A 23,634-nucleotide genomic window follows, 5' to 3' on the forward strand; every position below is an offset into this window, starting at 1 on the left:
TGAAATTACTCATACTCCACCACCGAGTTAAAAAACAAAAAACAGTCAAATATCTTGATACAAGTTCAGCACCCACAATAGTGAACTCGTATTGCAATTAGTATTGAGATGCTAATTTAGTAAGTAATGTTAAATTGTGGGACAAATTCTCTACTAAATTAGCAGCCCACAGCTACCTATGCAGCACAAATTTTATCCTTTTTTCTATTTGTAGATACTTCCATTGCTTTCATTTGGGTCTTATAATCTTCCCACGTTTTTTCAAATACGTCAGACTCATACATCCGCAATAAAACCTCTTCTTTATCAGTTAAATTTGGGAGTTTTAACAACTCCGCTAAAGATACCTGAACTGGGAAAACATCACTAAACTTTTGCATTAAGTGAAATATTCTCTTCCTCTGTGATGCAGATGGTTCATCCTGCAATTCTGCATCAATTTGTCGCGGACGTAGATTCACAATTTCTAAGCTCATATTCACTAAATTCCTCAATCCAAACACAACAAACTCATTAGTTATATCAATAACCCGTCCCACAATTTCCAATTCGGGCCGCAGTCTCTTCTTGAATTGATATACTTGGTCAAGCTGGAAACGTCGAAACGGATTGCGATCGCCATTCAGCATCCAAGCAATACCATCGCCTATACTACCTATCTCCGAAGCCTCCAGAAGGTCTATTACCTGGTTACAAATATCTTGATTGCAAACAAACTTGTATGCTGCATCAATACTTCGGTTAAATTCCATCTCCAGTGCAACAACTGCCTTAAATTTTTCCAGTTCTCGTAATTGAGAAATTAATTCAAAAACTTTCTTGCCCTTGTGATAACTACCAACACTTATATTTAGATTCTCCGAAACCTCCCGAATCACGGGTTTACCCTTCTTTAATTGAGACTTACTCTCATTTATCGAATGATTCAAATTTGAACACTTCGATTCATTCAAACGACGAGCGCTCTCCCTTTGTCTTTCTTTCGCTTGTGGACGAAGTACGCTCTCCCAGTACTGCCCCTCATGAAATTTCTGGTAATGAGTCTTCCCGCCTTCTCGGTGCAGATTAAAGTCAAGCACTAGTTTCAAATCTTCTTCAGGCGAAGCAGACTCAACAAATTCCACTTTCACAGAGGAAATTAAGAGCTTGCGAGCTATTTGCAATCGACACTTACCTGCCAAGACTACATTGACACCAGTACGTGCAGATACCTTCAAAGATTCAAGAATCCCTTTTTCCGAGATACTTTTTTCCAAAGCTGGACGTTCCTCATTCTCACCATATATTTCTATCAGCTTCGGATGAATAACCAACTCCGCAGGAGAAATATATACAATTGCCGGATTATGCACCTCAAACATTATTGATACTCCGGGTCACAAATTGTCAAAAAGATAAGTTCAATTTTGAAAAGTCTAAGTAGAAAGCAGACAAAGCTTAATCAGCAAAACTTGTAGCACTTTCATCCGTTGGGAAAAGTAACAAGTTGAAAAAATAATTAATTCTTGTAAATAGCAAAGGATTACCTACCAGAAAACCTCTCAAAGAGAATTTTCTCCCGCAGTAACTATTATTCCCAACCCATTGACAACTAATACGACTGAAGAGATATTTAACGGACTGGTATTCAGAAAAAAAGCATCTATCTAAAGAAAGATTTGTAAAACTGTGTAAACTCATGATATGATGGCTCTAGATAACTAAAATTGACAAAACAAAACTCCGTCCTGTTCTAGTAACAGGTGGGCTTGTTTTTTCCTCAAGGCCCTGTTTGCACCAGGGCCTTGAGTGAATCTTTAGGAAAAATGAACTCTACAAAAAAAGTATATCAGGCTTCATTCCATTTGGCAAAATTGTACAGTAAAGAGGGGTAAATTTTTAGATGCCTCGTCTTCAGATATTAAATCCTATTGAAAAACAAGCACTAGAGCACATAGCAGCGACCAGCAGCGATGAAGTTAGCATAAGAGCGAAAATTCTGCTGGGACTAAACGAAGGCACAAAATATGTAGCCTTAGCCCAAGAGATTGGCGTAACCGAAAACTCAATAGCAAAATGGAAAAAAAGATGGACATCAAGTACCATCTTGTCAGAAACCCAGGAGTCGGCGATCGCAAAAGCTAACGAGGTATTAGGTGTCAACGTCGGTAGACCTAAGAAGTGCAAAAGTACAGAAGCAAGCAAAATCGTCGAAATCAGCGAATGGAGCAAGAACCGAAAACCCAGTCGTTCAAAGCACCATTACCATACGCAGATAGCTGAGGAAGCTACTCGGAGGGGATTACCGACATTATCGCCAAGAAGTATAGGACGCATCTTAGAAGCCCAAACTTAATAAAAGGGATTATCAAGCAAGTACCATCCTATCTCAAAGAAGTACCCTCAAAATTTATTACCGTATAGGTGTAAATAAAAGGCACATCATTAGATTTTTAAAAGCTCTCAGGTTTTGTAAATACAAGCGGTTTTATGTCAGTTATTTTTGCAGGTTCTATACCCGAATTAGTTTCCTCCAATTCTTCAACAACACTTAAGAAAGCACCGCCCAAGGAAGCAAAAATAATTCCGGGAAAGCCCAATACAATAGCACCAATGCCGGTAGAGGCAATTTGTTCGGAGCGTTCTTTCTCAACAATTGGGAATCCGCCCCTAGCTAAGTACAATAAACCCAAACCAGAAAAAGTTGCTATAGCGCCCAAACCAATAGCAGTCAAAGACACCATTCCAAAAGCAGCATTAAAGTTCCTCAAGCAATTAAACGCAAATTTCTTCAACATAATTCATCCCTCCAAAATGCAGGTCACAAGGTTTTTAATTACTCTCGCCCCGGCAAGGATTGGGATTTGCTGAGAACTACACTACTAACCTACTCCTTACTCTATTAACAATTTCAAAACTATTTAATAGATTCGTCTTGGTTAATTTTCAGTATCGGCAGTAGTTTCATCCTCAATAGTGATAGCAAGAGTCGAACTTGCTTTATTGCTTAAACCAACATTCCACCCGGAGCGGATATCACCAAAAAACGATATCTATAAGCCATATATCTAATGTCCAAAAGTCCAAGTATTAGTTTCGTTTAATTCCAATTTTTCAAAATAATTAGCAAAACCTGAAAAATGTAAATATTCTAGCGGCATCCGAGATATTAATAGTAAAGAAAATTTTTCTAGTTGAGCTAACTGTTGTAATCGAAATAAGTCGCCGATAAAACTATCGCTAACAAAGTGCAATCTATCAAAATTATCTATCACCAGCAGCCTATTATAACCATCAGATAATTTGCTTATTATATTTTGCCAATCCTGCTGGTAGTAAAAGCTGAAGCTAATAGGAATAACGTTGAATAGATGATCCACACTAAAAGGATATTCAATATTGAGGTAAACAGACTCTAAGTTAATATCCTTAAGTAAACAGTTTTTAACAGTAAGAGTCTTACCAATATTTGGCTTGCCCCATAGGTTAATGTTTTTACCTGCATTTACCTGATCGATTAACTGACGGTAGTCTTTATAACGTAACATTATCGTCATCCTTTAAATCCAATATATCCATAAATTAAATTGACACTAAATATGTGATTTTTTGACTATGCTTCTCTAAGCTGTTTCGGGAAAATTGGTTAGATACAATAAAATTATCTAACAGAAAATCAGGTGATTGTGAAAGTCTCAACAGCACACCATCATTACCACTACTGCGATGATAATAATGAACTACAGGTGATTGGATAACTGTCAAGTTATCGTTACGGATTGCTTGTCCTGTAACCAGACCATCCATGATAAATTTGGCGGCAGCAGCTACGTTATCGCTATCTCGTCCAAAATTTTTGAGATACCAATGAAATTCAATCCAAACTGCACCATCTAAACAAAATTCACATTCTCTAACAAATTCACCAATTAAGTTTGTCCAGTACTTCTTAAGTCCAGCGCTGGCTTGCCAACCTGACCGTGCCTGGTTAATAATCTCGTTCATACTAGGAGGTAAAGGCATCGTTAATTCAAATATCATCTTCTTCACCCCCTTTCAAACTATTTAAGAATTCCTCAACAACGTTTCTAAATTTCTTGTATGACCTACCATCTTGACGAGATAAATTGAATACCGCTTTGACAATTTCATCAAGTTGATAGCCTTTTTGATGCAAATTCAAAATTGAGTTTCTTGCTTCCTCGTCAAGCTGCACCTTAAAGTTAAAACTGCCCTCAAAATCGGTCTTGGACTGTTTAGTTTTAGTAACAGCAGTAGCTTGAGATTTACCTATGTCCTTACTATTGCTCTCACCATACAAACTAGCGACAAATTCATCAAAGTCTAACCCAGATTTCCATGCTGTATAGGGGTCGTTCTGATTTTTGGCTTCTAGGAGTAACTGCTGAAAGTATTCAGGGTCTTCATCGTCAGCTACATAAAGCGCCTGGAGTCGCAGCACCTCAGTTGTCTTGTACAAGAAATCTCCGTATCCCAGTAAATAAACTGCACGTTTGTCTTTATCGTCCCCAAGGATAATACAACTGTCTTCAGGGCGAGTCGTAACAAAGGCTGTCTTCGCTGGAAAATTTGAGCGAATCAACGGGTCTATCACGTTCTTATCAGGTCGCTGGGTGTACAACAGTACATGAATCCCTGCACCACCAGCTTTTGCAAGCAACTTCATTAGCGCAGTCTCAATGCGATCGCAGTAGTTATCATCGGAAAGTAGATCAAAACACTCGTCAATTAGACAAATCACTCGCGGCATGACAAAATCAGGTGCAAACCGTAGATTGTAATGTGCGATCGTTTCAATACTGCTGTGGCGCTCAAATTCCTGGTAGCGCAATTCCATTTCTTCCACCAAGTAATTAAGCAAGTTAGCGGTAGACTCTGCATCACGTGCAACTGGCGCTACAAGATGAGGTAGCCCATCAAATTTACCAAATGTCACGCGCTTAACATCCGAAAGCGCCAACCGAACAACAGAAGGGGGATATCGCCGCACCAAATACAAGATTGCTGCTTTCTCAAACTGCGACTTTCCACCCCGCGTCCGCCCACCACCCAAGATATGAGTCACGTTATCGCTATAAAGAGGAATTTCGACATAAGTGCCATCAACATCAACACCACCGGGGATGGATACCGAATGAATGTCAGGTTCGCCCTCAAAAGTAAAATAATGGCGGAAATAAGCAAATTGTCTGTCTAATCGGGGTATGTCAAATACAACTCCCCCAGGTACTACACTCACCATTGGCGCAACTTTCAAGCCTAACTCTTCACCAAGCTGCTGTACTAAGTCATTACCGATGTCTTCTACTTTCTTGTAACTAACACCCCGTCCTAATTTTACCCTAATACGGTTAAAAGTAGGGCCATTTTTAGCATCAACATACTTAGCATTAATATTAAAATCCTCTAAGGTATCAACTAATAGTTTTCCTGCTTGCCCCATAGTTAAAATACTTGAACCAACAATCTCATTAGTAGCAATATCACTATCTAAATATTTAGGTTCTCTTAAAATAATTGAACCATCTACCGCCTGCTTTAAAGCTATCGGCTTATCCGTGGCACGCGCAACAAGCACTGCCGTTCGACAGCAATAGTTTTTAATGCAGTTATCTCTAGATTTATTAGCTAAATCAGTAAAGTAACTAATTGGTTTATTGTTTAAAAATAAATTATAAAGGTTCTCTCGAACTACTTCATATCCGATCTGCTTAAGATAAATATTTTTGATTGATTCAATATATTCAAATAAAGATTCAATAGGTGATATATTAACTATCTCAATCATTTTTTGATATACGTTATTTTGCTCCCACTGTGATGGCATTCGATTGAGATGAATATACTCAAGTGCATAACGTACAAATTCATACTGGTTTAAAGTACAGTGTTCTGCACATATTGATAATATTTCTTCATCCTTTGTACCTGCGATTACTGATTCGTATATTACCTGAAATAAAAAATCTAAATCAAATTCTATAACTTGACGTGATAATTTTGCTCTAAAGTCAATCTGCTTTAAAACAGTTTCAGCATAAAAAACCATTACGTCAGGTAAAGCTTCCCGTATACTCTCTATAATCTCTTCATTGCCCAAACTATCTTGTTTGGCCTGTACAATTGCAGTCCAAAGCTGTTGTTTTTGAAGTTCGGTATTACCATTAGTGTCATTGTATGGTGACAACATTACTGATTTTTACCTCCTAGAAATTTCAAATTTTTGTAATTGCTGCTGATAGTAAATTCTCAACTGCGCTAAAGATTTTGGGTTTTGATTGTACGAGTTGCAAATAAGACTGGCCCATACCCTACCTACTTTACATATCGCAGTATCAAACCTTCCTGCTTCAATGTCACTTAAGGCATTATTACGACGAATATATTCAATTGCCATCTTGTCCTGAGAAGCGGGGCTAAAATCCTTTAAGTTTAACTTTGGCTGAAGATCATACCAACTTTTATCCAACATTTGATAAGCACCAGCCGCAGTTGAACAAACATTTTTACCATTAATAGGAGCGCACTGTTTCTGTAACGGGTGTGTCGAAAAATCATTAAAAGTTCCGTTAAATACTAACTTCCGATAACTTTCTGTCTCACTAGTTCCTGTTTCTGCCCAACGAATTGTTGCTAAAAAAGCACTCAGCCGTGGTGAATCAGGATGTGGTGAGTAAGAACTTGTACTAACTCTTCCTCTTAAACTATTTAATGATGCTGAAGAAACACTAGTACTTTGAGAAATTGAGAAATAAATACCCAAAGTAATTAAGGAACTAGTTGATAGATGAATGGGTTGAAAACGGGATATAAATTGATGGCGAGGACTCAAAATAAACCCAGCCAAACCACCAACAATAAACCCAAATTTCCAACTATCAAGTGCTTTACCAAAACTACGCACCTGACAAATAGTATCCGCACCCTTTGATACCAATCCACATGGCAGTGAAGCTACTCCATAAGAAAATGCAACAGAGCAGGCTGCACCAACTACACCTGATATAAAAATCGGTACAATTTGCATTTCCTTTGCCAATAGCTAAATAACTTTCAACGGGTTGCTAAATACTCGTGTAAATAAGGACGGGGGTTCTGCGCTACACCATTAACGTGAACTTCAAAATGCAAATGCGGCCCCGTTGAAAAGCCCGTACTACCTACTGCTGCAATCATCTGCCCACGCACAACTTGTTGTCCTTGCTGTACATACAGCTGACTGGCATGACCGTACAGAGTAGATAAACTTCCTTGATGCTGAATAATAACTGCTTTGCCATAACCACCCTTGTCGCCGGCAAAAACCACTTGACCAGCATCAACCGCATAAATTGGTGTCCCCTTTGCTGCACCAAAATCAATCCCCACGTGAAACTTGCGATCGCCTGTAATCGGATGTGTCCGCCAACCAAACTCTGAGGTAACAGGAGTACCAGCCGCAGTAGGAAAGGCAATTCGACGATTATTTAAAACCTGATTACTACGAATAGTTTTTGGTAGTATTAGACCTTGGAGAGATTTAACTAACAGTTGAGATTCAATCCATCCAGAAACCTGGGGAATGACCATAGCTGCAATTACAACTGAGGTTGCGATCGCATATCTCCAATTTCCACTCGAACTAGTATCGACCGTCTCATCCAAATTAGTTACAGTCGAATTACTAACCTCCTTGCTACCGTCAGTTTCAAAGATTATTCGCATTCCCTCAACGCCTTTTCGCATTAGCAGGAGAAACCTGCCAACAACCAATCCTTGCAGTACTCAATACTTCCTCAAAATCATTCCTAGCCACACGGCAATCAGGAGAATTTAGGCCATCCCCAGATGTTGCAGGTTCCCTAACTTTAGGGGAATACCGTGTAGGAACAGGAGTAGAAAACGTATTCACGCCAGGTGCGGCAGTGGGTACAACAGCCGACGATGAAAACTGAAGCTTTTGTACCAATGCCACAGCATTACGCCAGTTATAAAACTGCAAATATCCCGGTTGTAAAATATCTGCAATCCATACCAGCAGTACGAACCAAAAAATTGCCTTTACCGTCATTATTCCAATTGCTTAACCACAGGCAGGGCAAAAGAGGGAACTTCCTTGGGTACAACTTCAATCTTCTTCCCAGACGCATACCCCGGCCCGGTATAACTGCCATTTAGGAAAAAATTCAACAGCATTATTAATAACCACACTCCCACACCAGCCACACCCACAGGAGATTTAATTACATCCGATAAAAAATATACTGGATACCAGCCAAATCTCCAGGGGTTTTGCGGATGCAGCCGATGTGCTTTCCAAGTCTCGATGTAGGGAATCTCTATCTGAGGAACCCTCGGCTTGTAAGCAGTAGGTGCATTGATATACCTAACTTCTACTGGCTGAGTCTCATAAGTAGTCATGGGAGAAACGTTAGGTTGCTGATTTACTATTCCTCCTTGTTGCTGTACCTGCTGCAACATGTTTTGCAAGCGGTTTGCAGGCACAATTGCTCCACCTTCAGAATAATCAACATCAAAGTTGCGGCGCTGATTTCTGCTCATAATATGACCTCAAATTAAGTAACTAGCTGGCGGGTTTATCATTTACCTGGGAGTTAGTATCTTCCCAGAAATCTTCATCCTGAAGTTGGGCGTAAAACTCCTCTGGAGATAACATTCCAGGTTGATTTTGCACTCCATCTTCAACAAATTGGCTACTGTGTACTCGCCCTAATCCAGAAACACTAGAACGAGGAGAAAATTGGACTACATTCTTGGCAGAAAACTCGTTATTGAATCTCATCCCAGAAGAAGGTGATACTGGGGGCATTAAAGAAGGCTGAATATCAGTATCAGAAGCACCAACATGAAGTTTTTGATTGCCGGGATTAGCCAAGTTATCAGACAGTTCATCTGTTTCTTCAACTGCATTGTTATAGTCAGAAATTCCCCAGCCCAAAAAACAAGCAAACCCAGCCAGAAATATAACTGCACTCATCCAATGCACTCCTGAATTTGGAGATGGCATCATCTCAACTGTTGTGCGAGTTGAACCTTCGAGGGTAGTACGAATAGGGGTACGTTTGACTGCCGCTACAACGTTGAGCGAACACAAAGCTATGCAAATTATCGCAGCAGCAAACTTGACATACATGACATCATCCCCTCGATTTATTAACAGGCTGTTTATTAGGAACTGGCTGAGGTAATTGCTTCTTCATTTGTTGGATATACATCCGCCTTTGCTCCTCCCGTTGGTGTATTCTCTCGCGGATGTCTGCCACCTGTGCCATCTGCTCTACTGGATCTAAATACCCCCGCGCTCGTAACAACTGTGCCTGTGCAAGAGAATATGGTTCTTGAGCATTCTTAATCTGAATTAGCATTTGATTCAGATCAACCGATGGTTGAGATTCCAAATTTTGAGCGTAATCAATTGCCTCTAATTTACCCAAAATCAAAACAGCAGCCGCCCCAGTTGGTATCTTCTCCTCAACTTTCGTACCATCGGTTTTGCGGTACCCCCAGTAAAAAGTATTATTTCCAGAAGCCGCTTCTAGTAAAACATCCAGCGAGTTGAATTTAACTATCTCCAGTGCCGGCATATAGTGAAGGCGGTAAAATCCAGATTTCTCATTAGCCTGCATTCTGGATATTTCACCCCGCAATTGCTGTCCCCACAATGCCGCCGCCAACTGTCGCCAGCCTGTAAGAGTAGGCGCACCCTCGACTGAGGAGTAACTGGAAAGATGGTCTATATTGTAGTCAGTACGGGAAAGCTTTTCTAAGTACACTTCCCGAATTTGGGCAACTTGCGCCTTTACCTGCTGTACCTCTGATATCTGATTACCCGGAACTTGTTGCTTCCATCCAACCATCAATGCAACCGCTCCGATAACAGACAGCGCACTAACAGTTGAACAAACCGTCCACAGGGTAACATTTACCTTTTTTTTTCTGCGACTTGGCTGTTTATTTCGCACAGGTGTAGGAGTAAACATAATTTACCCCTCATGTATTATCAACAACCAACTGCAACTGAGGGCGCTTGTTTAACTCGCGCGCGATCGCAATTCCCGCACCACCCACAACTATCCCAGTAAGTAGCAACAGAGGATGCAAGGCAAGAGTCGCCCCCACTCCCAATAATTGTCCCACCATCCCGGAAACACCCAGGTTCATCAACAAACCGCCTGCCGTGTTAACCAAAAAGTCAAATGCTGCACTCATACCTGCTCCCTGGCAATAATGCGACTAAAATTAGTAATTGCCTTGATTTTGAAAAGTTAATTAGGTTTTTTGTTCGTTCTTGGTAAACCAAATTATTACTAGTGCCAGAATCAAGCCAACTAATTCACCTATCCCCACACCAATCAAAATTGGTTGAAGACTTGGAATTTCCTGTCTCTCTTGAGTTGGGGGAACTGCTACCCACGTCCCAACCACAGTCCCAGCTACTACCGAAAGTAAATTTATACCAACTGCCTGAGTAGATGTTTTTCTCAAGTTGAGTAAACTCTCATCCCGTATTTGATAGCAGATGGGTAGCATTTGAGCTACTATTTCTTCGGAGATTGCCCGGTTTTCGGCTGCGAGGACTTCAACTGTCTCGGCTGTGGTGTCGATGTACCGACTAAAAGGGGATGAGTCTCTTGCCCCCAGTTCACTTTGCCGAAAAAATCGTTATCAATGCGCGAGTTAATTCGCTCTTGCGCTTCATCGTAACCAGGCGGAACGGAAGTATCACCTTCACCAAGTAAACTGCTGCCATGAAAAACAAATTCTTCGAGAGCAAGTGTCGAAGATTCAAGCACTACCTTATGGCGTAATTCCCCTAACTGAATACCCCTATCTGCATCTCGGTAAAGTATTCCTACAAAGCTGTCGGGTGAAGCTTGTTCTGGGTCTACGCCAAATCGCTGTTTGATGTACTCGCGTTTGTCGAACTTATGTTCGCCTACTTCTGATTTGCGATCGCGCATTGCAATCAAATGCTGGGCAGCTTCTTCAAGGGACATACCTTCACCAGAGGCTATCTCTTTGAGTTTAACTAGCTGCTGCTCAACAGTTTCGTCAAGTGTATCATTTGACTGCAAAGCTAAATCCAACAACCGACAGCAGGTACGTACTATATCAGGCGACACCTGCAAAGTCTCTGCCACTTTGTTGATATGCTTCATTTCGCTCAATCCTCCTAATAACTGCTTGCACAATTGGGTTATTTTTTTCTTCATCAGATATATGCTTAGTCAAAAAGTCATAAAGGCTTACGTCATTGACTTTTTGCAAATAAGCATCTAAGCCACCAGCAGGAATCACCTGCTGTAAATATTCTTCACAAGTCAACCGCCGAATCTTGATAGCGACGTAGAAAATGTCGGCAATCTCGACTGTTGCTGCATCAAAATATCCTCCCCGCTTTCGCGGTTTTACTATACCCGCATAGGGATACCAGCGTTGTAAAGCAGCGATCGAAATCCCGTATCTTTCGGCAAGTGTCTTTTGGGTATAGATAACGTTCTCACATATCATCAAACTCAATTCCAACTGAAAGACATCATCAATTGAAAGCAAATTAAGCTAGTCAATTACCAAATTACTTGTGAATTCTTTTTTAATTCACAACCTACTTAGATTTAGTACAAGTACAGTTCAACTAGAGTAAAACTAAAGTACAGTTAATCTCCTGCTAAACTTCACACTTGCATTTGTTACATATTGCCTATGGACAATGCAAGCACGTTTGCCTATATAAGTTCAATAATATTGAAAAATAACTAATCGAGTAAAAAGCACTATAACAGAAACATATACTCAATAGAGTTTAAATGGCTAGAAAAGAGAAATGGCTTCTGCTTGCTTATTTGGAGTTGAGATCACAAGCACCAATTTAAACTTGAAAATACTGCTGTAAAATTGGGTATAAAGAAGCAGCGATCGCCTCAAACTTATCACCATCTAAATAGGGACTAGAAATTTCCTCCCCTTCTTCGCTTAACCACTTCTGCATGAAGGGAGTATACTCAAGTGATAGAATTCCAGTCCGCCACCAGCCCGATAATGCTAGTTATCTCTTATACCAAAATAGGCGGTAATCAACGCTCTTGTTGCGGCAAAAGTCATTTATTGGATTGGAATAGGAGCGATTCTTAGGAGCGAAATTTTCGGTAAAATAACCTTTAAAATCAATTCTTAGAAAATCTTTTTTAATTTCTGCTGTTAATTTAAAGCGATAAGAATAGGTATTACGAGATAATTGTTGTAATGGAATTGAGTATTGGTCTACGATACCTGACATAAGCAGCGCTTGTTAGGCTTTTCTTTCCCTCATAGTTGATGTAACTGTATTCCTCTTGTAAAGATATTTTTTCAAAAATACTTAGATTTTTTAACGCTTTCACTTTTTCACTAAAAATTTCTACTTCTTCAAGATACTGTGTGCGAGCATCAGCATTATCTTCAAAATATTGAAAAAACTCCCAATCTGCAATAACAAATTCAAACTTACAAACGTTTAAATTGTATGTTTTCACCCATACTTGGCTGTATTGCTGCTCGTCTTTACCACAATAAGTTTTATAATAATCCCAAGCTTTTCTAACCTCATTTGCATACCGCTTCCGTGTTGAATTACTTATTATTTGCTCATCATTAATATTAATAATAACTAAAATGCACTTTGTTCCCTCTTCGTCTTTATACTCGCCAGCTACCACAGAGCGAATCACGGGAAAAAGCATTGTTGGTTTATTTAATACTTTCAATAAACGTTTAATTTCTCGCTCTATTTGTGGTTGTTTCGGCAAATATTTCTTCACTTTACACCCGTTGAGTTCGGGTTGAAATAAGTTAATATAATACCTTTCTCGTTCGTCCAAGCAGTTGATTGAAACCTCCTGCCAATAAATACGGTGCATAAGTTTGCGGTTGGAGCGGATTAATTGTGGGTATCTGTGGTGAGTTCTACTAGCCCACCGATTTTTTAGGTTGGCAGCTTGTCCGATATACCACACGCAGTCATTAATATCGGCAATGACATAAATTCCCGAACGTTCAGGCAAATGATGACGTTCGCTAAAAGTAACGTTAGACCAATCCTTCCAATTCATCACAATATTGCGGTAAGTAGGGTGTACTTACTTAAAATTCCCATTGCAGAGCTATAAAGTAAAACTACACTACGGCAAATCCTGTGACGACGATATTACCGCAATTAAATAATTAGATTTATACTTAACAAGGGTGTCCGCAGCATAATGAAGCACTGCATAAAGATTTGGGTTTGTTTTTGTTGGATGCGATCAGCCAAGCAGCGCAAAACACCCAGTAGCAACGCCCTCTTTTTAGGCAGTCATTGATTCAGATAATAAACCTGACATACTCAACACTTGCTCTGACCAATTACTGGCTACAGCAGCGATATTTCCACGTTCTGTTGGGCTTGCCCAAATATTTGACCAGTCTTGCTGCCACTCCCTTAACTGGCTTTGTAGTTGGTTTAATTCCCCTGCCTTCTCAGTATCTGTATCTGGAATAATCAACCCAACAAAAAATAGACTTTCTTCAATAAAAGCAGCAACTAAGCTTTGGTTAGCTGGATTTTGGCATCGGGATTTGATACGCGCCAAACTAGCCGCCAACTCTCCTAAGCGGTTTGCTTTAGGTTGGCGTAAAAAACTCGCTTCAATTGCTCTCCAATCAGGCATTATAGTCCTCCTAGCAATCGCCGGGTAATTAGAGCCACTCGTTCTCGAATTTCAGGAGATTGAATTTCCATTGTACGATTGTTTTGACTGGGACGGATGTTGATAATAGACTCAAAACCTACTTCTTGAGTGTAGGGAAACCAATCAGCACCCCAAATGTCTTTTTGTCTGCTACCATTTTTCAGCAAAACTTCTTCGCACTCATAATGAAGTTGACTGCCACCAGCAAGAATTTCTCTGTCTATATCGACTGCCAATTTTATAAATACTCCCCAGGTTTTGAGCATTTCGTCAAGTTGCTCTTTTGTCGCGCGTTCGCGGATCACCAAAATCAATTATTTAACCTCAGTCGCCAATATTAATTACCAACATTATTTCATCAATTGTCCTTGTGGACGGATTCATTTTCGTTGATTAGCTCGATTCAAATGAGTATTTTATCGGTTAAAAAATAACAACATCCCATGTGGATTATCTAAGGTTATATTTTTATCACTATTTTGATTCTCCGATTCATCACTTTGTAAATCTTGACTTGAAAGTGAGTATACGTCAGTTGCAACAAGCTGATATCCTTGACTAATTAAATAACCAACTAATTTATCAGGCATTACATGAGATGCACCATAACTTGGTAACAAATTATGTTCAATTTTATCCTTGTCTAAAATATTTAATTGCACAACACCTGTACGACAAAATATATCAAAGTCAATCGGCTTAACTAAGCCACTTGTAGTAATTTCAATTGAATTTGATTCCATTGTCAGTTGCTCTATACTCGCAAAATTCCGCGACCACGGGTTGCCCATTAAAAATAGCCTTATCGATATTGCCTCTGGCTGTACTTTCACAATATCTAGTAATGTTCTCGGAACGGCATCTGGTTGTAAGTAATCTGATACTCCATGAACTGAAACTAGTCGTAGGCTATTAGGAGCGTAAAGTTTTGTCAGTTTTAGTTCTGCTAGATTGCGATCGCAAAAATAATTTAACTGTAGGTTTGGGTATTGACTGCGTAAAGCTAAAAACTTTTCTGGCGGATTAGTAGCAATGTCGTAACAGTCGATTGTTGGAAGTTGGTAGCGCGTCAAGTCAACTCCCTCAAAACCAAAAAAAACTTCACGTTCGGCAAAACCTGCACCCAAGATAGCTGCACTGTCACCATTACCTGAAAGAATCGCTTCCCAAGTGAGGGGATAAACATTGGGGGTAAGCTCTAAAAGTCTAGCTCGACTAATCTCTAGAATATTGCCACTGCCCTTGTTTTCTAGGAATCTTACTGCCATAAAACCTCGCTATATTATGAAATAACCTTGGGACGACTGATTAGGGTGATATCTTTACCTTCGCCCAAACGGTACACTTCTGTGCGATCGCCAACATCAATTTCAAAAAACCGATAGCTTGTAGTAAACTGCGCCCACGGTGCCAAAGGATTAATTTTTGGGAGATTGGTTGTTGCTTGGTAGGTAATTTCAAACCCCGCTCCCCCATCTTGCTTGAACATCCGCAAAAAACATTCGTAGTCTCTAGCGTGCCAAAAATCAGTCGTTCGACGACGCACCACATCTTGGGAGTCAGAACTCATCGCCCGTGCTGCTGATGCGGACACGATTAATTGCAAATTGTCAGACATTCGCGTTAAGGCAAGTTTCTTGTCTGGATTTGAGAATATTTCATCAACAATTGGTCTAAGCTCAGGGTGTAAACAAGTTTCAGCAATGTAAAACCCTGAATACTTGCTGATAACATTCTCAAATTCCCGATCAACTAGTCTTTCGGAGTCACAATTAACCGACTTTCGTAGGCTTGCAAAAATCAAGTCTTCGTATAACTTCTGCTGCGATTCTGGCGTTGCTGCAATAATTTTAAATGCAGACCCACGCATCCCCTGAATTCCTATCAAAGCGCAGGTACAATCGAGGGATGCCGCCCACATTGCTAGAAATTTTCGATAGTTGGTATAAAGCATTAATGCTTCCTGGTAGTCAGGAGCTTTAATTTTGAGTAGATGCTTTACTGGATTGGGTTTAATTTCCCATCCAGGCTTGCATAGTAAAGCCCATAACGCAGAAGAATCTTCAATGGCATCCATGCATTTATGCCCCAAGCTTATTAATGACAATTATTGGTCTGTCCGTTCTTGTCAAACCTCATGCGGGATATCAAATCCTTAAGATGGGCTGGGTCTACACCAAACCTATGAGCAATGTCATACTCCTCATCTTCAGTTGGCGGTGCATTTAGTGTAAGTAAATGCTCCAAAAAAGGTTGCGACCCCCCTAAAGGCAAACCATCATCCGTAAAAGGTAATCTATGTTCGTGCATTGACTGCTCAAACACCGCAGGGCGGGTATTTTGTAGCCATGCTGCAACCTCACCAGGTTTTGGCGGCTCTATCCCCAGTCGATCGCATTCTTCTAATAACTCGTTTGATAATTGTGATTCTACTGCGGAGACGCTGTGCGAACGCACCACCAAATCCTGCAACCACTCCTGTAGCTTTCCTGTCTCTGGCAGTTGCCAACCCAGCGTCTGACAAGCAGCTGCAAATTCTTGTCCAACAACAGCTTCCCTATGCAAATTTTTCAGAAATGCAGCATACTCGTCTTCCGATAAGACATTAAGCTGCTGCTGAAAAAACTTTTGAATTTCTCGACTTAAGCGAAATATACGTGATGCCTGAAAATCATTGTCTTTCTTGATACCCTCAATATCACCCAAGCCAAGGGAGAGATTATCTACAAACCAAACCCCTACCTGGCCCACTTCTGGTACTGATAAACCCAAGGATTCGCACGCAAATATCAGTTCTATACCCAAAGAGGTATAACCAGAAAACATCTGCTCCAAACTACCCGGTTGAGGAATCGGCTTACCACTTTTTTGAGCTAGGTCAACTAAATCTAAACCCAAATCAACTAAACGCCTTAAAGCTTTCGCCAAAGTGCCACCCAATATCGGCAGTAAATCATCTACCTTTTGCCGCACACCGGGCGCAAGGGTAAAAGATACTCGGTCAGTATCCCCTCCAGAAAAGCGTTCGCGCTGATTTGACACACGTTTTTTGAACTTGGTTTATCGAGATTTCTCTTCAGTTTATAGAAACAACAGGGGTTTTAGTTATAAACCTTAAGTTTTATATCAAAACCTATATCGCTAGAACAAATAAACACCTCACCATCAATAAACTTTGTAATTTTAGTGATGCACTAATTTTGATTAGCGCATCACTATATATTAAGTAATATTAATTTAATGCATCACTAACTCGGCAAATCGGTAAACTTTACCTAAAAAGCACAAAAGAAGAGCTTGAGATAAATCGAGCTAACTCGGTAAAAATCGTCCAAGAGCTAATAAAGATGCAAAAGAACTACAAAATACTAGAAGTACTACCAAAACAAGGACTAGAACCAAGGCAATTTTTACGCCACTGTTTTGATATCGCTGAACTCAGTCCCCCAGAACTTCTCGAAGAAGAAACAGACTCGCAATACCGCAAAAAATGTATCACTGTACTGTGTGCAGTCTTAGGTGTACAAAGACCAACAGTTCGCAAGTGGGGAAGTGACCTCAACTTTGACGGGATGCCCAACTACTGCAAAGTTTCACTTGCTTACATTCATGCCGCCGAAATCGTGCCAAAGCAGCTAAAGAGCATCTTGAGAGGAGAATATAGCGCACCGGAAGTAGATGCTCAAACGTTTCTAGAAAAAATACTCCTTCAAGGGTTAACTGAACAACAAGTACTACAAACCGTGTCTCACGCCAATTTTCGCGCAACTTGTGTCAAAACTCTCACGCAAGTATTACATATTGGCACCAAGTCAGTCCAAGATTGGGGTCAGGATATGTCGTTTCACAAAATGCCCAAAATTCATAAACACACCTTGGGCTATGCCTTGGCTGCTATCTCCAAATCATCATCAGAAAATTGGGAAAAAGCGGCCTGACTTATTTAACTAGTCGAATTAGGAAACTTGGTCTTAGAGATTAAGACCGCGCATACAATATCATGACTACAACAACTTTTGCAAATAATTCATACGTCGAGCAGCATCAGGTAGACTCCAATCCTACCACCCACATAGAGCAAAGTACCCTAGAGTACCTCCATACGGCTTTCCTACTCTACGAGTACAAGCAGACTTACACCAAAAAAGAATATCGCGCACTGTTAGAAGAGTACGGCTGGGATAAGGGCAGTGCTGAGGAAAGGCGATCGCTCCGAATTGCCGAGAATTTTCAAGCATTTATCAGTTGCCCGGAACGCTTGGCGGTTTTACCAATATCGCTACTACTTCAGTTATGTTCCCATAACTACAAAATCCTAATTGATGAATTGAAAGATATTCCTATTGGTGGATTGACTTGTAGATTAGTGTTAGAAGTGATTGAGAAAAGAAGACTGTTTCTCAAAGCCATGAATCAAGAAAGAAAAGATGGCAACTGGCGAGCAACACCAGATGGAAATAGATATTACACCTTCGGCAAAATTATGGAGGATGACCACCAAACAGGAGTGTTTACCGAGAAGTTAATAGAGGAATTGGGATTGTCACCGCAGCGAATTGTCAGAATGGCGATCGCTGACTTATATGAAAAGCATCAAGCTGAGATAGCCAAGAATGAAATCGGCTCCTTTGAAGAACTAATCCCTTGTGAACAACTCACTGACACCATAGAAGAATTGATTCCTGCCAACGATGAAAATATCGTCAACCCAATAAATCTTGAGGTAATGCAGCGAGAACTTGAAACCTTGTGGCAAAGGGATACAGAAGAATATGACTGCGAAGAATACCTGGAAGAACCTGAAGAGTCAAACATTGACTTTGAAGAAGATGAGATTCAGGCAGTAGAAAGTACATTGGCTGGGATGTTCGGTACAAATGAAGTCCCAGCAACTGATGCAGAAGTCCTTGCAGACATATTGCGGAAAGCTTTAGATTATTCCTCAGTGCGCCGGGGGCTATGGCAATATCAACAAGCTAAAGAAGAAGCTTGGAGCCTCCTCTCGGATTCGGAAAGGAAATCTGTATGGCAGATGCTTCCAGAGGCAATCAAAAAGCTTAGTAATGCCAAACGTGAAGGGTTGATTGTCAATTTTTATGAGATGGAGTCAGGAGGGGTATATAAAGTCTTTACTACAGATTATCCACTAATAGAAGAAACAGTTAGTAATAGTCGGTTAGACAGATGGCTGGCAGATTTGAAAGTCAGGCAGAACTCCGATTGTAATTGATATGTCTTTAAAGCCAAGTGCAAGAAGTTAACATTAATTAGAATCTCAATGAACTCAACAGCAGCAAACAAAAAAATAGCTGTTAGCCTATTCTCCGGGGTGGGTGGATTTGACTTGGGATTTAATGCAGCAGGATTTGAAATAGCGATCGCCATTGATAACAATCCCATCGCCCTAGCAACATACCAACATAATTTCCCGCACGCCACAGTCTTGTGCAAAGACATTCGGGAAATGACAGGGGAAGAAATACGCGCCTGTATTCAGGCGAAGTATGTAGATTGGGACGGGGAAATTCATGCCGTTTTTGGTGGGCCACCATGCCAAGGATTTAGCGTTGCCGGACTGCAAAATGTTGAAGATGAACGCAACGGGTTGGTGGGAGAGTTTGTACGGCTGGTGTTGGAACTCAATCCCCTTGCGGCAATCATGGAGAATGTGCCGGGGATTGAAAATCAGAAGTTTGGCTGCATTACTGCTAACCTCCAAGCAGTGCTAGAAGAACATTATTTTCTCTCAAAGTGGAACCTGAACGCTTCAGATTATGGAGTTCCGCAAGCTAGAAAAAGGGTGTTTTTTGTTGCATCTAAGTTTGGAGAAATTATACCGCCGGAGCATCAACCTCAACATACAGTTAGAGATGCGATCGCAGACTTGTTGCCTCCCCTACTCCCCAAGCAAAACACTCAAGAATGGCATCCAGATTGGGTGAAGGGAGAATATGCTAAGTATCTTGAAAAAATATTCCCAAATCTTGGTATAGTAACTAACATTTGGACGGGATTCGCAGCGACAACACACGCACCAGAAGTAATTCAGCAATTTATCAACACTCCCCCAGGTGCAAGGGAAGCTAAATCCAAATCAAAAAAACTAGAATGGGATGGATTCTGCGTGACATTAAGAGCGGGAAGTGGCAACCGCACCGCATTACGTCCCCTCCATCCAGAACAGCCACGAGTTATTTCAGTTAGAGAAGCTGCTCGTTTGCACAGCTACCCCGATTGGTTTAATTTCAGCGAGGCAATACTCCACGCCCAAAGAGAAATCGGAAATTCGGTACCCCCATTGCTTGCATGTGCTGTGGGAATGCAAGTTAGGGAACATCTAGAATGCAATACCAGTTATCAAATTAATTGCCAAAATTGGCAAAACTGCCTATTTTTACCAATTTCTTGGAATTTTAAGAATATATTCGTTTTTCTCAATGAAATACTGTCTTTAAGCAGGTTAAGCAAAATCAGCAAAGAGCGATCGCCTCCCACATCTGAAAGAAAGCAAAATTTAGTGACTTGCCTGTAGGTCTGGCGGATAATAAACGATTATTTTAAGCGCGAATTTTGTGCGTCACTCTGGGGAAGAAGACCACCAAACAGGAGTACTCACACAGGAATTAATTAACGGATATGGGCTACTCCCCCAACAAATTCTTCGTGAAGCGATCGCAGACTATCACGCCAGAATCAAATTTAATCATTGACTACTATGAGTTAGAAACTGGCTGTTTTCAAGTATTTATCGCAGGTGAAGATAAGCCTGTAAGCGTTAGTAAATTAAATGTAATTACTTGGGTACAAGAGCAAGAAAGGCTCAACTGCGTAACGACATAAACCACCACAATCAGCTAACGCCTCAGCCTTAAAAATAATCCCAAAAAAGTATATATGGAATTGTCAGGAGAAATTCCCTCAATTCCTTGCTGCTACTTAATTGAGCTATCTCGTCCGCTGGGAAATGAGAAACATCAAGCTCGTTATTACTTAGGTTCATGCGCGAACCTCAAGAAAAGATTTCAGCAGCATCTACAAGGGTCTGGAGCAGCATTTACTCGTGCTGCGATCAAACGCGGCATTGAATTCAAAATTGTCTATGTATGGAAGACCTCAAGTAAACAAGAAGCCCGTCAGCTTGAAATTCAACTTAAGCGATATAAAAACCACGCACAATTATTAAGGAGAGTGCGAGATGTCAAAACGAATTCGACAAAAACTAGGTAGATACAATTTCAAACGCAGGTTACGTGGAAAAATTTTGCTATCAAAGGTTACAAGCTTTAGTTGCTATCAACAGAACCATCAATAAAAAACCTGTACAACTGCAAGGAAATTCATTCACAATAACAATATTCAACCACCATGTGTTATTACAGTACTCAAGATATCGGGTAGTGAAGAAAAATTTTTCTTGTCAAACAATGGATTGTTTAGCTATAAATATGCCATTGAAAATCACAAATTATTCTCACCGGAAATAGCGTCAGTTGCTAGTTAAATCAGCTATCACTTAAATCTACTATAGGACTCATATTTGATTTCTGAAAAAACTCAGTACACCCTTAAATCCCTTCTTTCCTGTTCCCCGTTCCCTGTTAAGAGTTCCTTCCCTACGCAAATATGTTCATTAATCAAATCGGATTCCTATATAGCCTGCCATATCTGGCAGGCTAAAAACTGTTGTAATCTTTATTAAAGATGCAAAGACTGGAGGTGTACCTAGAATTGTTACTGAATGAATAATTACAAATACCCAGTAACACTAAACTAAAACTGGAATTTTATAGGTCAAAATGCCAATTACAGTCATGTTATATTATCCTATTGATATTTAACTAACGAGTTAATTGTTTAATTAACCATGATATTTGTTGATTACTAATTTTTTCTTGCTGACATTTAATCTGTAATGGCTTTTCATCAGTAACCAAGATTCTCTCGAAGGTTTTGGCGTAGTGGAGGTTTAGAGCATCTTGAACGCTGAGTGTGCCGTCACGATATTTTCGAGCAGCATTAAACCAAGTAGATTCAGTTTGAATAGTTTGAAATCCAAATTTATTGATTATTTTTATAAAATCGGTATAATTTGGATGTTGAAACTCCGAAATCACCACATCCAGAACTTCAACAGAAGTTAGTTGGATAAATGCTGAGTGGCGATAAGCTTGTTGTAACTCAATCAGAGCAATAGTATCTAATAGAACAATCACATTGTATCCTCCTCACCTTGTTTTAACCATTCAGAGAGTTTTTCCCGTACAGTTAAAACATGTTCTCCTAAAATTTCGGCAGATCGAGATACAGTAAGTTTCTTTTCTATTAATGCTGTATAAACCAAGCGTTCCAAACGATTCAGCCTTTCTGGTAATGGTAGTTTCTCTGGCTCATCTTCTGGACCATATTTCTTGTTGAGTACGCCTAACTGTTGACCCTTTTGCTGCTTTGTAATTAATTCAGCTTGTTCTGCTCGATACAATATTGTGCGAAGACTGATGCCGTAACGTCGCTTGATATCTTTTAAGAGCGGTTCAGGAAGCCAGCGATTACGATAGGCATGAAGCTCTCGTAAGACAGCACCTCTAGGCATCAGTACTGCACCTGCTAAATGATTGGCAGCTTTTTCTCGTGGTTCAGTTGGACGAGAACGGGTTTGGGGTACTTTGTATTCACGACGATGAAAAATTAAGTGTGCCACTTCATGAAGGGCAGTAAAAAATTTTCTTTCTGTCGGATGGTCTTCATTGACAAAAATTACCGCACCCCAAGCCTCAGTATAGGCGGAGAAACCAGAAACTTTTGCTGGTAGCAAGTATGGGATAACTTTAAGACCTTTTGATTCTAATAAAGCTAATACGTCACCAATAGGTGTTAATTCTCCTACTCCTAACCAGTCTCTTACCTCTGTTGCTAACTCTTCTACAAGTGTTTCGTCATAACCTTCTAAGGGACGGAGTGCAGGTATTGCAGGAACCTCTCCTAGCAACGCTTCTACTTCAGCATAGTCAACAGCTTTTTGGGTTAAATGGTCTCGCACATAGGGGGTAAGCGCAGATGGTTCATCAGCTCGGAAAAGCAAATTAACTTCTAGTTGCCCAATCCCCTTTAGAGAGTCTGTTGGTTGATCAAGTAGAAGTTCTAGCGATACTCCTAAGACTCTAGCAATTTTAGAAATTTGTAGCAGTGATGGTTCGCGTTCGCCTCGTTCCCATGCCGCGATTGTTTGCCGAGTTACGCCTATCTGTTCTCCCAGTTGTTCCTGGGAAAATCCTGTTTGCTCTCTATAAATACGAATTGAGTTAACATTTTCCATTTGCAATTTGACGATTTATGATGTCTAAATGTTATATTGTGTTAGACTGAGTTAAATTTTTGACAAATAAACAGTTATGGCCATTACTACAAATACTGTTGAGATTGTCTGGTGCCAAGCTATGGTTGTGCCTCATTACGACCCTCGTGTTTGGCGTAAAGACCAATGCGGTGCTTGGATTAATAGATACGAATATGGCAATAGAAACTCCCCTTATGGCTGGGAAGTAGACCATATAACACCTGTTGCTTTGGGTGGTAGTGATGTATTATCAAATCTCCGTCCCCTTCAATGGAAGAATAACGCTAGTAGGCAAGCGGTTCGACTCGTCTGCTCGGTAATATCTGTAGGAAATCTTAATATGGTTACTTACTAGTAGACTGTTATGTTTCTGGATTACATGACAAATAGCGACAGATAGTTGGTGGAAAACAAAGTATTTTTGTTATTTATTTTTAACATTTATCAGGTGCAAATGTCGAAAAAAAGGAATTAATATGTAGTTTCTTAGTCAGAAATGAGTGGCGAAGGTAGCAGGAGAATGCCTAATTAGCAACAACTGATAGTCAGCAATAATTATGCTGTTACAGGATAATGAGTATTGATTGTTACACT

Annotated in this window: 30 protein-coding genes and 1 pseudogene; 8 read left to right on the forward strand and 23 right to left on the reverse strand. The window is 40.2% G+C overall.

The genetic code is table 11. From position 1 onward, the window contains the following. Window positions 1-176 precede the first annotated feature (176 nt). The gene (locus RM049_RS20380; RefSeq protein WP_322705454.1) at window positions 177-1,361 is read right to left on the reverse strand and encodes a hypothetical protein; all 1,185 of its coding nucleotides are present in this window, start codon (window positions 1,359-1,361) and stop codon (window positions 177-179) included. Window positions 1,362-1,882: 521 nt separating this feature from the next. Here RM049_RS20380 and RM049_RS20385 point away from each other — a divergent pair. Further along, window positions 1,883-2,335, forward strand: a complete 453-nt coding sequence (locus RM049_RS20385; RefSeq protein ID WP_322705455.1) for a helix-turn-helix domain-containing protein — start codon at window positions 1,883-1,885, stop codon at window positions 2,333-2,335. 97 nt (window positions 2,336-2,432) lie between these two features. Here the strand turns inward: RM049_RS20385 and RM049_RS20390 are convergent, their stop codons facing one another. From RM049_RS20390 to RM049_RS20485, 20 genes are all read right to left on the reverse strand, one after another. Next, window positions 2,433-2,777 (reverse strand): hypothetical protein, encoded by a 345-nt coding sequence (locus tag RM049_RS20390; protein ID WP_322705456.1) that lies wholly within the window; start codon window positions 2,775-2,777, stop codon window positions 2,433-2,435. Window positions 2,778-3,047: 270 nt separating this feature from the next. Then, window positions 3,048-3,527, reverse strand: a complete 480-nt coding sequence (locus RM049_RS20395) for an ATP-binding protein (RefSeq protein ID WP_322705457.1) — start codon at window positions 3,525-3,527, stop codon at window positions 3,048-3,050. Window positions 3,528-3,561: 34 nt separating this feature from the next. Further along, on the reverse strand, window positions 3,562-4,020 hold the full coding sequence (locus tag RM049_RS20400; RefSeq protein WP_322705458.1) for a hypothetical protein: 459 nt from the start codon (window positions 4,018-4,020) through the stop codon (window positions 3,562-3,564). Further along, window positions 4,010-6,190 carry a DNA translocase FtsK gene (locus RM049_RS20405; protein ID WP_322705459.1) on the reverse strand — a complete coding sequence of 727 codons (2,181 nt, stop codon included), beginning with the start codon at window positions 6,188-6,190 and terminating at the stop codon, window positions 4,010-4,012. Before RM049_RS20405 ends, RM049_RS20400 begins: the two co-directional genes overlap by 11 nt. 9 nt (window positions 6,191-6,199) lie before the next feature. Further along, window positions 6,200-7,027, reverse strand: coding sequence for a lysozyme (locus RM049_RS20410; protein WP_322705460.1), 828 nt, complete (start codon window positions 7,025-7,027; stop codon window positions 6,200-6,202). 26 nt (window positions 7,028-7,053) lie between these two features. Further along, a complete protein-coding gene (locus RM049_RS20415; protein WP_322705461.1) occupies window positions 7,054-7,704 on the reverse strand; it encodes a M23 family metallopeptidase in 651 nt (216 codons plus the stop codon). 4 nt (window positions 7,705-7,708) lie between these two features. Continuing rightward, window positions 7,709-8,050 (reverse strand): hypothetical protein, encoded by a 342-nt coding sequence (locus tag RM049_RS20420; protein WP_322705462.1) that lies wholly within the window; start codon window positions 8,048-8,050, stop codon window positions 7,709-7,711. Continuing rightward, on the reverse strand, window positions 8,050-8,541 hold the full coding sequence (locus RM049_RS20425) for a hypothetical protein (RefSeq protein ID WP_185579984.1): 492 nt from the start codon (window positions 8,539-8,541) through the stop codon (window positions 8,050-8,052). Before RM049_RS20425 ends, RM049_RS20420 begins: the two co-directional genes overlap by 1 nt. Window positions 8,542-8,563: 22 nt before the next feature. Then, window positions 8,564-9,133: a hypothetical protein gene (locus RM049_RS20430; protein WP_322705463.1), complete on the reverse strand. Its 570-nt coding sequence runs from the start codon at window positions 9,131-9,133 to the stop codon at window positions 8,564-8,566. Window positions 9,134-9,137: 4 nt separating this feature from the next. After that, window positions 9,138-9,980, reverse strand: a complete 843-nt coding sequence (locus RM049_RS20435; protein WP_322705464.1) for a phage terminase large subunit family protein — start codon at window positions 9,978-9,980, stop codon at window positions 9,138-9,140. A gap of 10 nt (window positions 9,981-9,990) precedes the next feature. Continuing rightward, complete coding sequence (locus tag RM049_RS20440; RefSeq protein WP_011316696.1) at window positions 9,991-10,209, reverse strand: hypothetical protein; 219 nt, start codon at window positions 10,207-10,209, stop codon at window positions 9,991-9,993. 60 nt (window positions 10,210-10,269) lie between these two features. Beyond that, the gene (locus RM049_RS20445; protein WP_322705465.1) at window positions 10,270-10,530 is read right to left on the reverse strand and encodes a hypothetical protein; all 261 of its coding nucleotides are present in this window, start codon (window positions 10,528-10,530) and stop codon (window positions 10,270-10,272) included. An 8-nt stretch (window positions 10,531-10,538) separates the two neighbouring features. Then, entirely contained in the window at window positions 10,539-11,090 is a 552-nt protein-coding gene (locus RM049_RS20450) for a hypothetical protein (protein WP_322705515.1), read from the reverse strand. 22 nt (window positions 11,091-11,112) lie between these two features. Continuing rightward, entirely contained in the window at window positions 11,113-11,511 is a 399-nt protein-coding gene (locus RM049_RS20455) for a hypothetical protein (protein ID WP_322705516.1), read from the reverse strand. A 713-nt stretch (window positions 11,512-12,224) separates the two neighbouring features. Next, on the reverse strand, window positions 12,225-13,088 hold the full coding sequence (locus RM049_RS20460; RefSeq protein WP_322705466.1) for a GIY-YIG nuclease family protein: 864 nt from the start codon (window positions 13,086-13,088) through the stop codon (window positions 12,225-12,227). Window positions 13,089-13,322: 234 nt separating this feature from the next. After that, window positions 13,323-13,685, reverse strand: a complete 363-nt coding sequence (locus tag RM049_RS20465; protein ID WP_322705467.1) for a hypothetical protein — start codon at window positions 13,683-13,685, stop codon at window positions 13,323-13,325. Then, window positions 13,685-14,020 carry a DUF5674 family protein gene (locus RM049_RS20470; RefSeq protein WP_322705468.1) on the reverse strand — a complete coding sequence of 112 codons (336 nt, stop codon included), beginning with the start codon at window positions 14,018-14,020 and terminating at the stop codon, window positions 13,685-13,687. The genes RM049_RS20465 and RM049_RS20470 overlap by 1 nt, the downstream gene beginning before the upstream one ends. 102 nt (window positions 14,021-14,122) lie before the next feature. After that, on the reverse strand, window positions 14,123-14,974 hold the full coding sequence (locus RM049_RS20475) for a hypothetical protein (protein WP_322705469.1): 852 nt from the start codon (window positions 14,972-14,974) through the stop codon (window positions 14,123-14,125). A gap of 14 nt (window positions 14,975-14,988) precedes the next feature. After that, window positions 14,989-15,783: a hypothetical protein gene (locus RM049_RS20480; protein WP_322705470.1), complete on the reverse strand. Its 795-nt coding sequence runs from the start codon at window positions 15,781-15,783 to the stop codon at window positions 14,989-14,991. Between the two features lie 20 nt (window positions 15,784-15,803). Continuing rightward, window positions 15,804-16,748, reverse strand: a complete 945-nt coding sequence (locus RM049_RS20485; RefSeq protein ID WP_322705471.1) for a hypothetical protein — start codon at window positions 16,746-16,748, stop codon at window positions 15,804-15,806. A gap of 305 nt (window positions 16,749-17,053) precedes the next feature. On the opposite strand from RM049_RS20485, the gene RM049_RS20490 reads away from it, so the two are divergent. The 6 genes and pseudogenes from RM049_RS20490 to RM049_RS39350 all read left to right on the forward strand — a co-directional run. Further along, window positions 17,054-17,644 carry a hypothetical protein gene (locus RM049_RS20490; protein WP_322705472.1) on the forward strand — a complete coding sequence of 197 codons (591 nt, stop codon included), beginning with the start codon at window positions 17,054-17,056 and terminating at the stop codon, window positions 17,642-17,644. 62 nt (window positions 17,645-17,706) lie between these two features. After that, window positions 17,707-18,936 (forward strand): hypothetical protein, encoded by a 1,230-nt coding sequence (locus RM049_RS20495; protein WP_322705473.1) that lies wholly within the window; start codon window positions 17,707-17,709, stop codon window positions 18,934-18,936. 48 nt (window positions 18,937-18,984) lie between these two features. Continuing rightward, complete coding sequence (locus tag RM049_RS20500) at window positions 18,985-20,238, forward strand: DNA cytosine methyltransferase (protein ID WP_322705474.1); 1,254 nt, start codon at window positions 18,985-18,987, stop codon at window positions 20,236-20,238. Window positions 20,239-20,342: 104 nt separating this feature from the next. After that, window positions 20,343-20,546, forward strand: a complete 204-nt coding sequence (locus RM049_RS20505) for a hypothetical protein (protein ID WP_322705475.1) — start codon at window positions 20,343-20,345, stop codon at window positions 20,544-20,546. A 54-nt stretch (window positions 20,547-20,600) separates the two neighbouring features. Next, window positions 20,601-20,933, forward strand: coding sequence for a GIY-YIG nuclease family protein (locus tag RM049_RS20510; protein ID WP_322705476.1), 333 nt, complete (start codon window positions 20,601-20,603; stop codon window positions 20,931-20,933). 97 nt (window positions 20,934-21,030) lie between these two features. Next, window positions 21,031-21,207 (forward strand): annotated as a pseudogene (locus RM049_RS39350) (DUF3155 domain-containing protein); the annotation flags it as partial. Window positions 21,208-21,544: 337 nt separating this feature from the next. On the opposite strand, the gene RM049_RS20515 reads toward RM049_RS39350, so the two are convergent. Then, on the reverse strand, window positions 21,545-21,919 hold the full coding sequence (locus tag RM049_RS20515; protein ID WP_265277333.1) for a hypothetical protein: 375 nt from the start codon (window positions 21,917-21,919) through the stop codon (window positions 21,545-21,547). Continuing rightward, window positions 21,916-23,019: an XRE family transcriptional regulator gene (locus RM049_RS20520; RefSeq protein WP_322705477.1), complete on the reverse strand. Its 1,104-nt coding sequence runs from the start codon at window positions 23,017-23,019 to the stop codon at window positions 21,916-21,918. Before RM049_RS20520 ends, RM049_RS20515 begins: the two co-directional genes overlap by 4 nt. A gap of 76 nt (window positions 23,020-23,095) precedes the next feature. On the opposite strand from RM049_RS20520, the gene RM049_RS20525 reads away from it, so the two are divergent. Beyond that, window positions 23,096-23,395, forward strand: a complete 300-nt coding sequence (locus RM049_RS20525; protein ID WP_265277335.1) for an HNH endonuclease signature motif containing protein — start codon at window positions 23,096-23,098, stop codon at window positions 23,393-23,395. Window positions 23,396-23,634: the final 239 nt, after the last annotated feature.

Source organism: Nostoc sp. DedQUE04, assembly GCF_034530995.1.
Classification (GTDB): domain Bacteria; phylum Cyanobacteriota; class Cyanobacteriia; order Cyanobacteriales; family Nostocaceae; genus Nostoc.

Coding starts and splice junctions, on each gene's coding strand:
- RM049_RS20400 (WP_322705458.1), bottom strand. CDS start 4,020: ATGATATTTGAATTAACGATGCCTTTACCTCCTAGTATGAACGAGATT.
- RM049_RS20380 (WP_322705454.1), bottom strand. CDS start 1,361: ATGTTTGAGGTGCATAATCCGGCAATTGTATATATTTCTCCTGCGGAG.
- RM049_RS20520 (WP_322705477.1), bottom strand. CDS start 23,019: ATGGAAAATGTTAACTCAATTCGTATTTATAGAGAGCAAACAGGATTT.
- RM049_RS20445 (WP_322705465.1), bottom strand. CDS start 10,530: ATGCTACCCATCTGCTATCAAATACGGGATGAGAGTTTACTCAACTTG.
- RM049_RS20500 (WP_322705474.1), top strand. CDS start 18,985: ATGAACTCAACAGCAGCAAACAAAAAAATAGCTGTTAGCCTATTCTCC.
- RM049_RS20425 (WP_185579984.1), bottom strand. CDS start 8,541: ATGAGCAGAAATCAGCGCCGCAACTTTGATGTTGATTATTCTGAAGGT.
- RM049_RS20430 (WP_322705463.1), bottom strand. CDS start 9,133: ATGTATGTCAAGTTTGCTGCTGCGATAATTTGCATAGCTTTGTGTTCG.
- RM049_RS20460 (WP_322705466.1), bottom strand. CDS start 13,088: ATGAATTGGAAGGATTGGTCTAACGTTACTTTTAGCGAACGTCATCAT.
- RM049_RS20410 (WP_322705460.1), bottom strand. CDS start 7,027: ATGCAAATTGTACCGATTTTTATATCAGGTGTAGTTGGTGCAGCCTGC.
- RM049_RS20490 (WP_322705472.1), top strand. CDS start 17,054: ATGCAAAAGAACTACAAAATACTAGAAGTACTACCAAAACAAGGACTA.
- RM049_RS20505 (WP_322705475.1), top strand. CDS start 20,343: ATGGGCTACTCCCCCAACAAATTCTTCGTGAAGCGATCGCAGACTATC.
- RM049_RS20390 (WP_322705456.1), bottom strand. CDS start 2,777: ATGTTGAAGAAATTTGCGTTTAATTGCTTGAGGAACTTTAATGCTGCT.
- RM049_RS20525 (WP_265277335.1), top strand. CDS start 23,096: ATGGCCATTACTACAAATACTGTTGAGATTGTCTGGTGCCAAGCTATG.
- RM049_RS20385 (WP_322705455.1), top strand. CDS start 1,883: ATGCCTCGTCTTCAGATATTAAATCCTATTGAAAAACAAGCACTAGAG.
- RM049_RS20510 (WP_322705476.1), top strand. CDS start 20,601: ATGGAATTGTCAGGAGAAATTCCCTCAATTCCTTGCTGCTACTTAATT.
- RM049_RS20455 (WP_322705516.1), bottom strand. CDS start 11,511: ATGATATGTGAGAACGTTATCTATACCCAAAAGACACTTGCCGAAAGA.
- RM049_RS20405 (WP_322705459.1), bottom strand. CDS start 6,190: ATGTTGTCACCATACAATGACACTAATGGTAATACCGAACTTCAAAAA.
- RM049_RS20465 (WP_322705467.1), bottom strand. CDS start 13,685: ATGCCTGATTGGAGAGCAATTGAAGCGAGTTTTTTACGCCAACCTAAA.
- RM049_RS20440 (WP_011316696.1), bottom strand. CDS start 10,209: ATGAGTGCAGCATTTGACTTTTTGGTTAACACGGCAGGCGGTTTGTTG.
- RM049_RS20435 (WP_322705464.1), bottom strand. CDS start 9,980: ATGTTTACTCCTACACCTGTGCGAAATAAACAGCCAAGTCGCAGAAAA.
- RM049_RS20420 (WP_322705462.1), bottom strand. CDS start 8,050: ATGACGGTAAAGGCAATTTTTTGGTTCGTACTGCTGGTATGGATTGCA.
- RM049_RS20395 (WP_322705457.1), bottom strand. CDS start 3,527: ATGTTACGTTATAAAGACTACCGTCAGTTAATCGATCAGGTAAATGCA.
- RM049_RS20495 (WP_322705473.1), top strand. CDS start 17,707: ATGACTACAACAACTTTTGCAAATAATTCATACGTCGAGCAGCATCAG.
- RM049_RS20415 (WP_322705461.1), bottom strand. CDS start 7,704: ATGCGAATAATCTTTGAAACTGACGGTAGCAAGGAGGTTAGTAATTCG.
- RM049_RS20480 (WP_322705470.1), bottom strand. CDS start 15,783: ATGGATGCCATTGAAGATTCTTCTGCGTTATGGGCTTTACTATGCAAG.
- RM049_RS20475 (WP_322705469.1), bottom strand. CDS start 14,974: ATGGCAGTAAGATTCCTAGAAAACAAGGGCAGTGGCAATATTCTAGAG.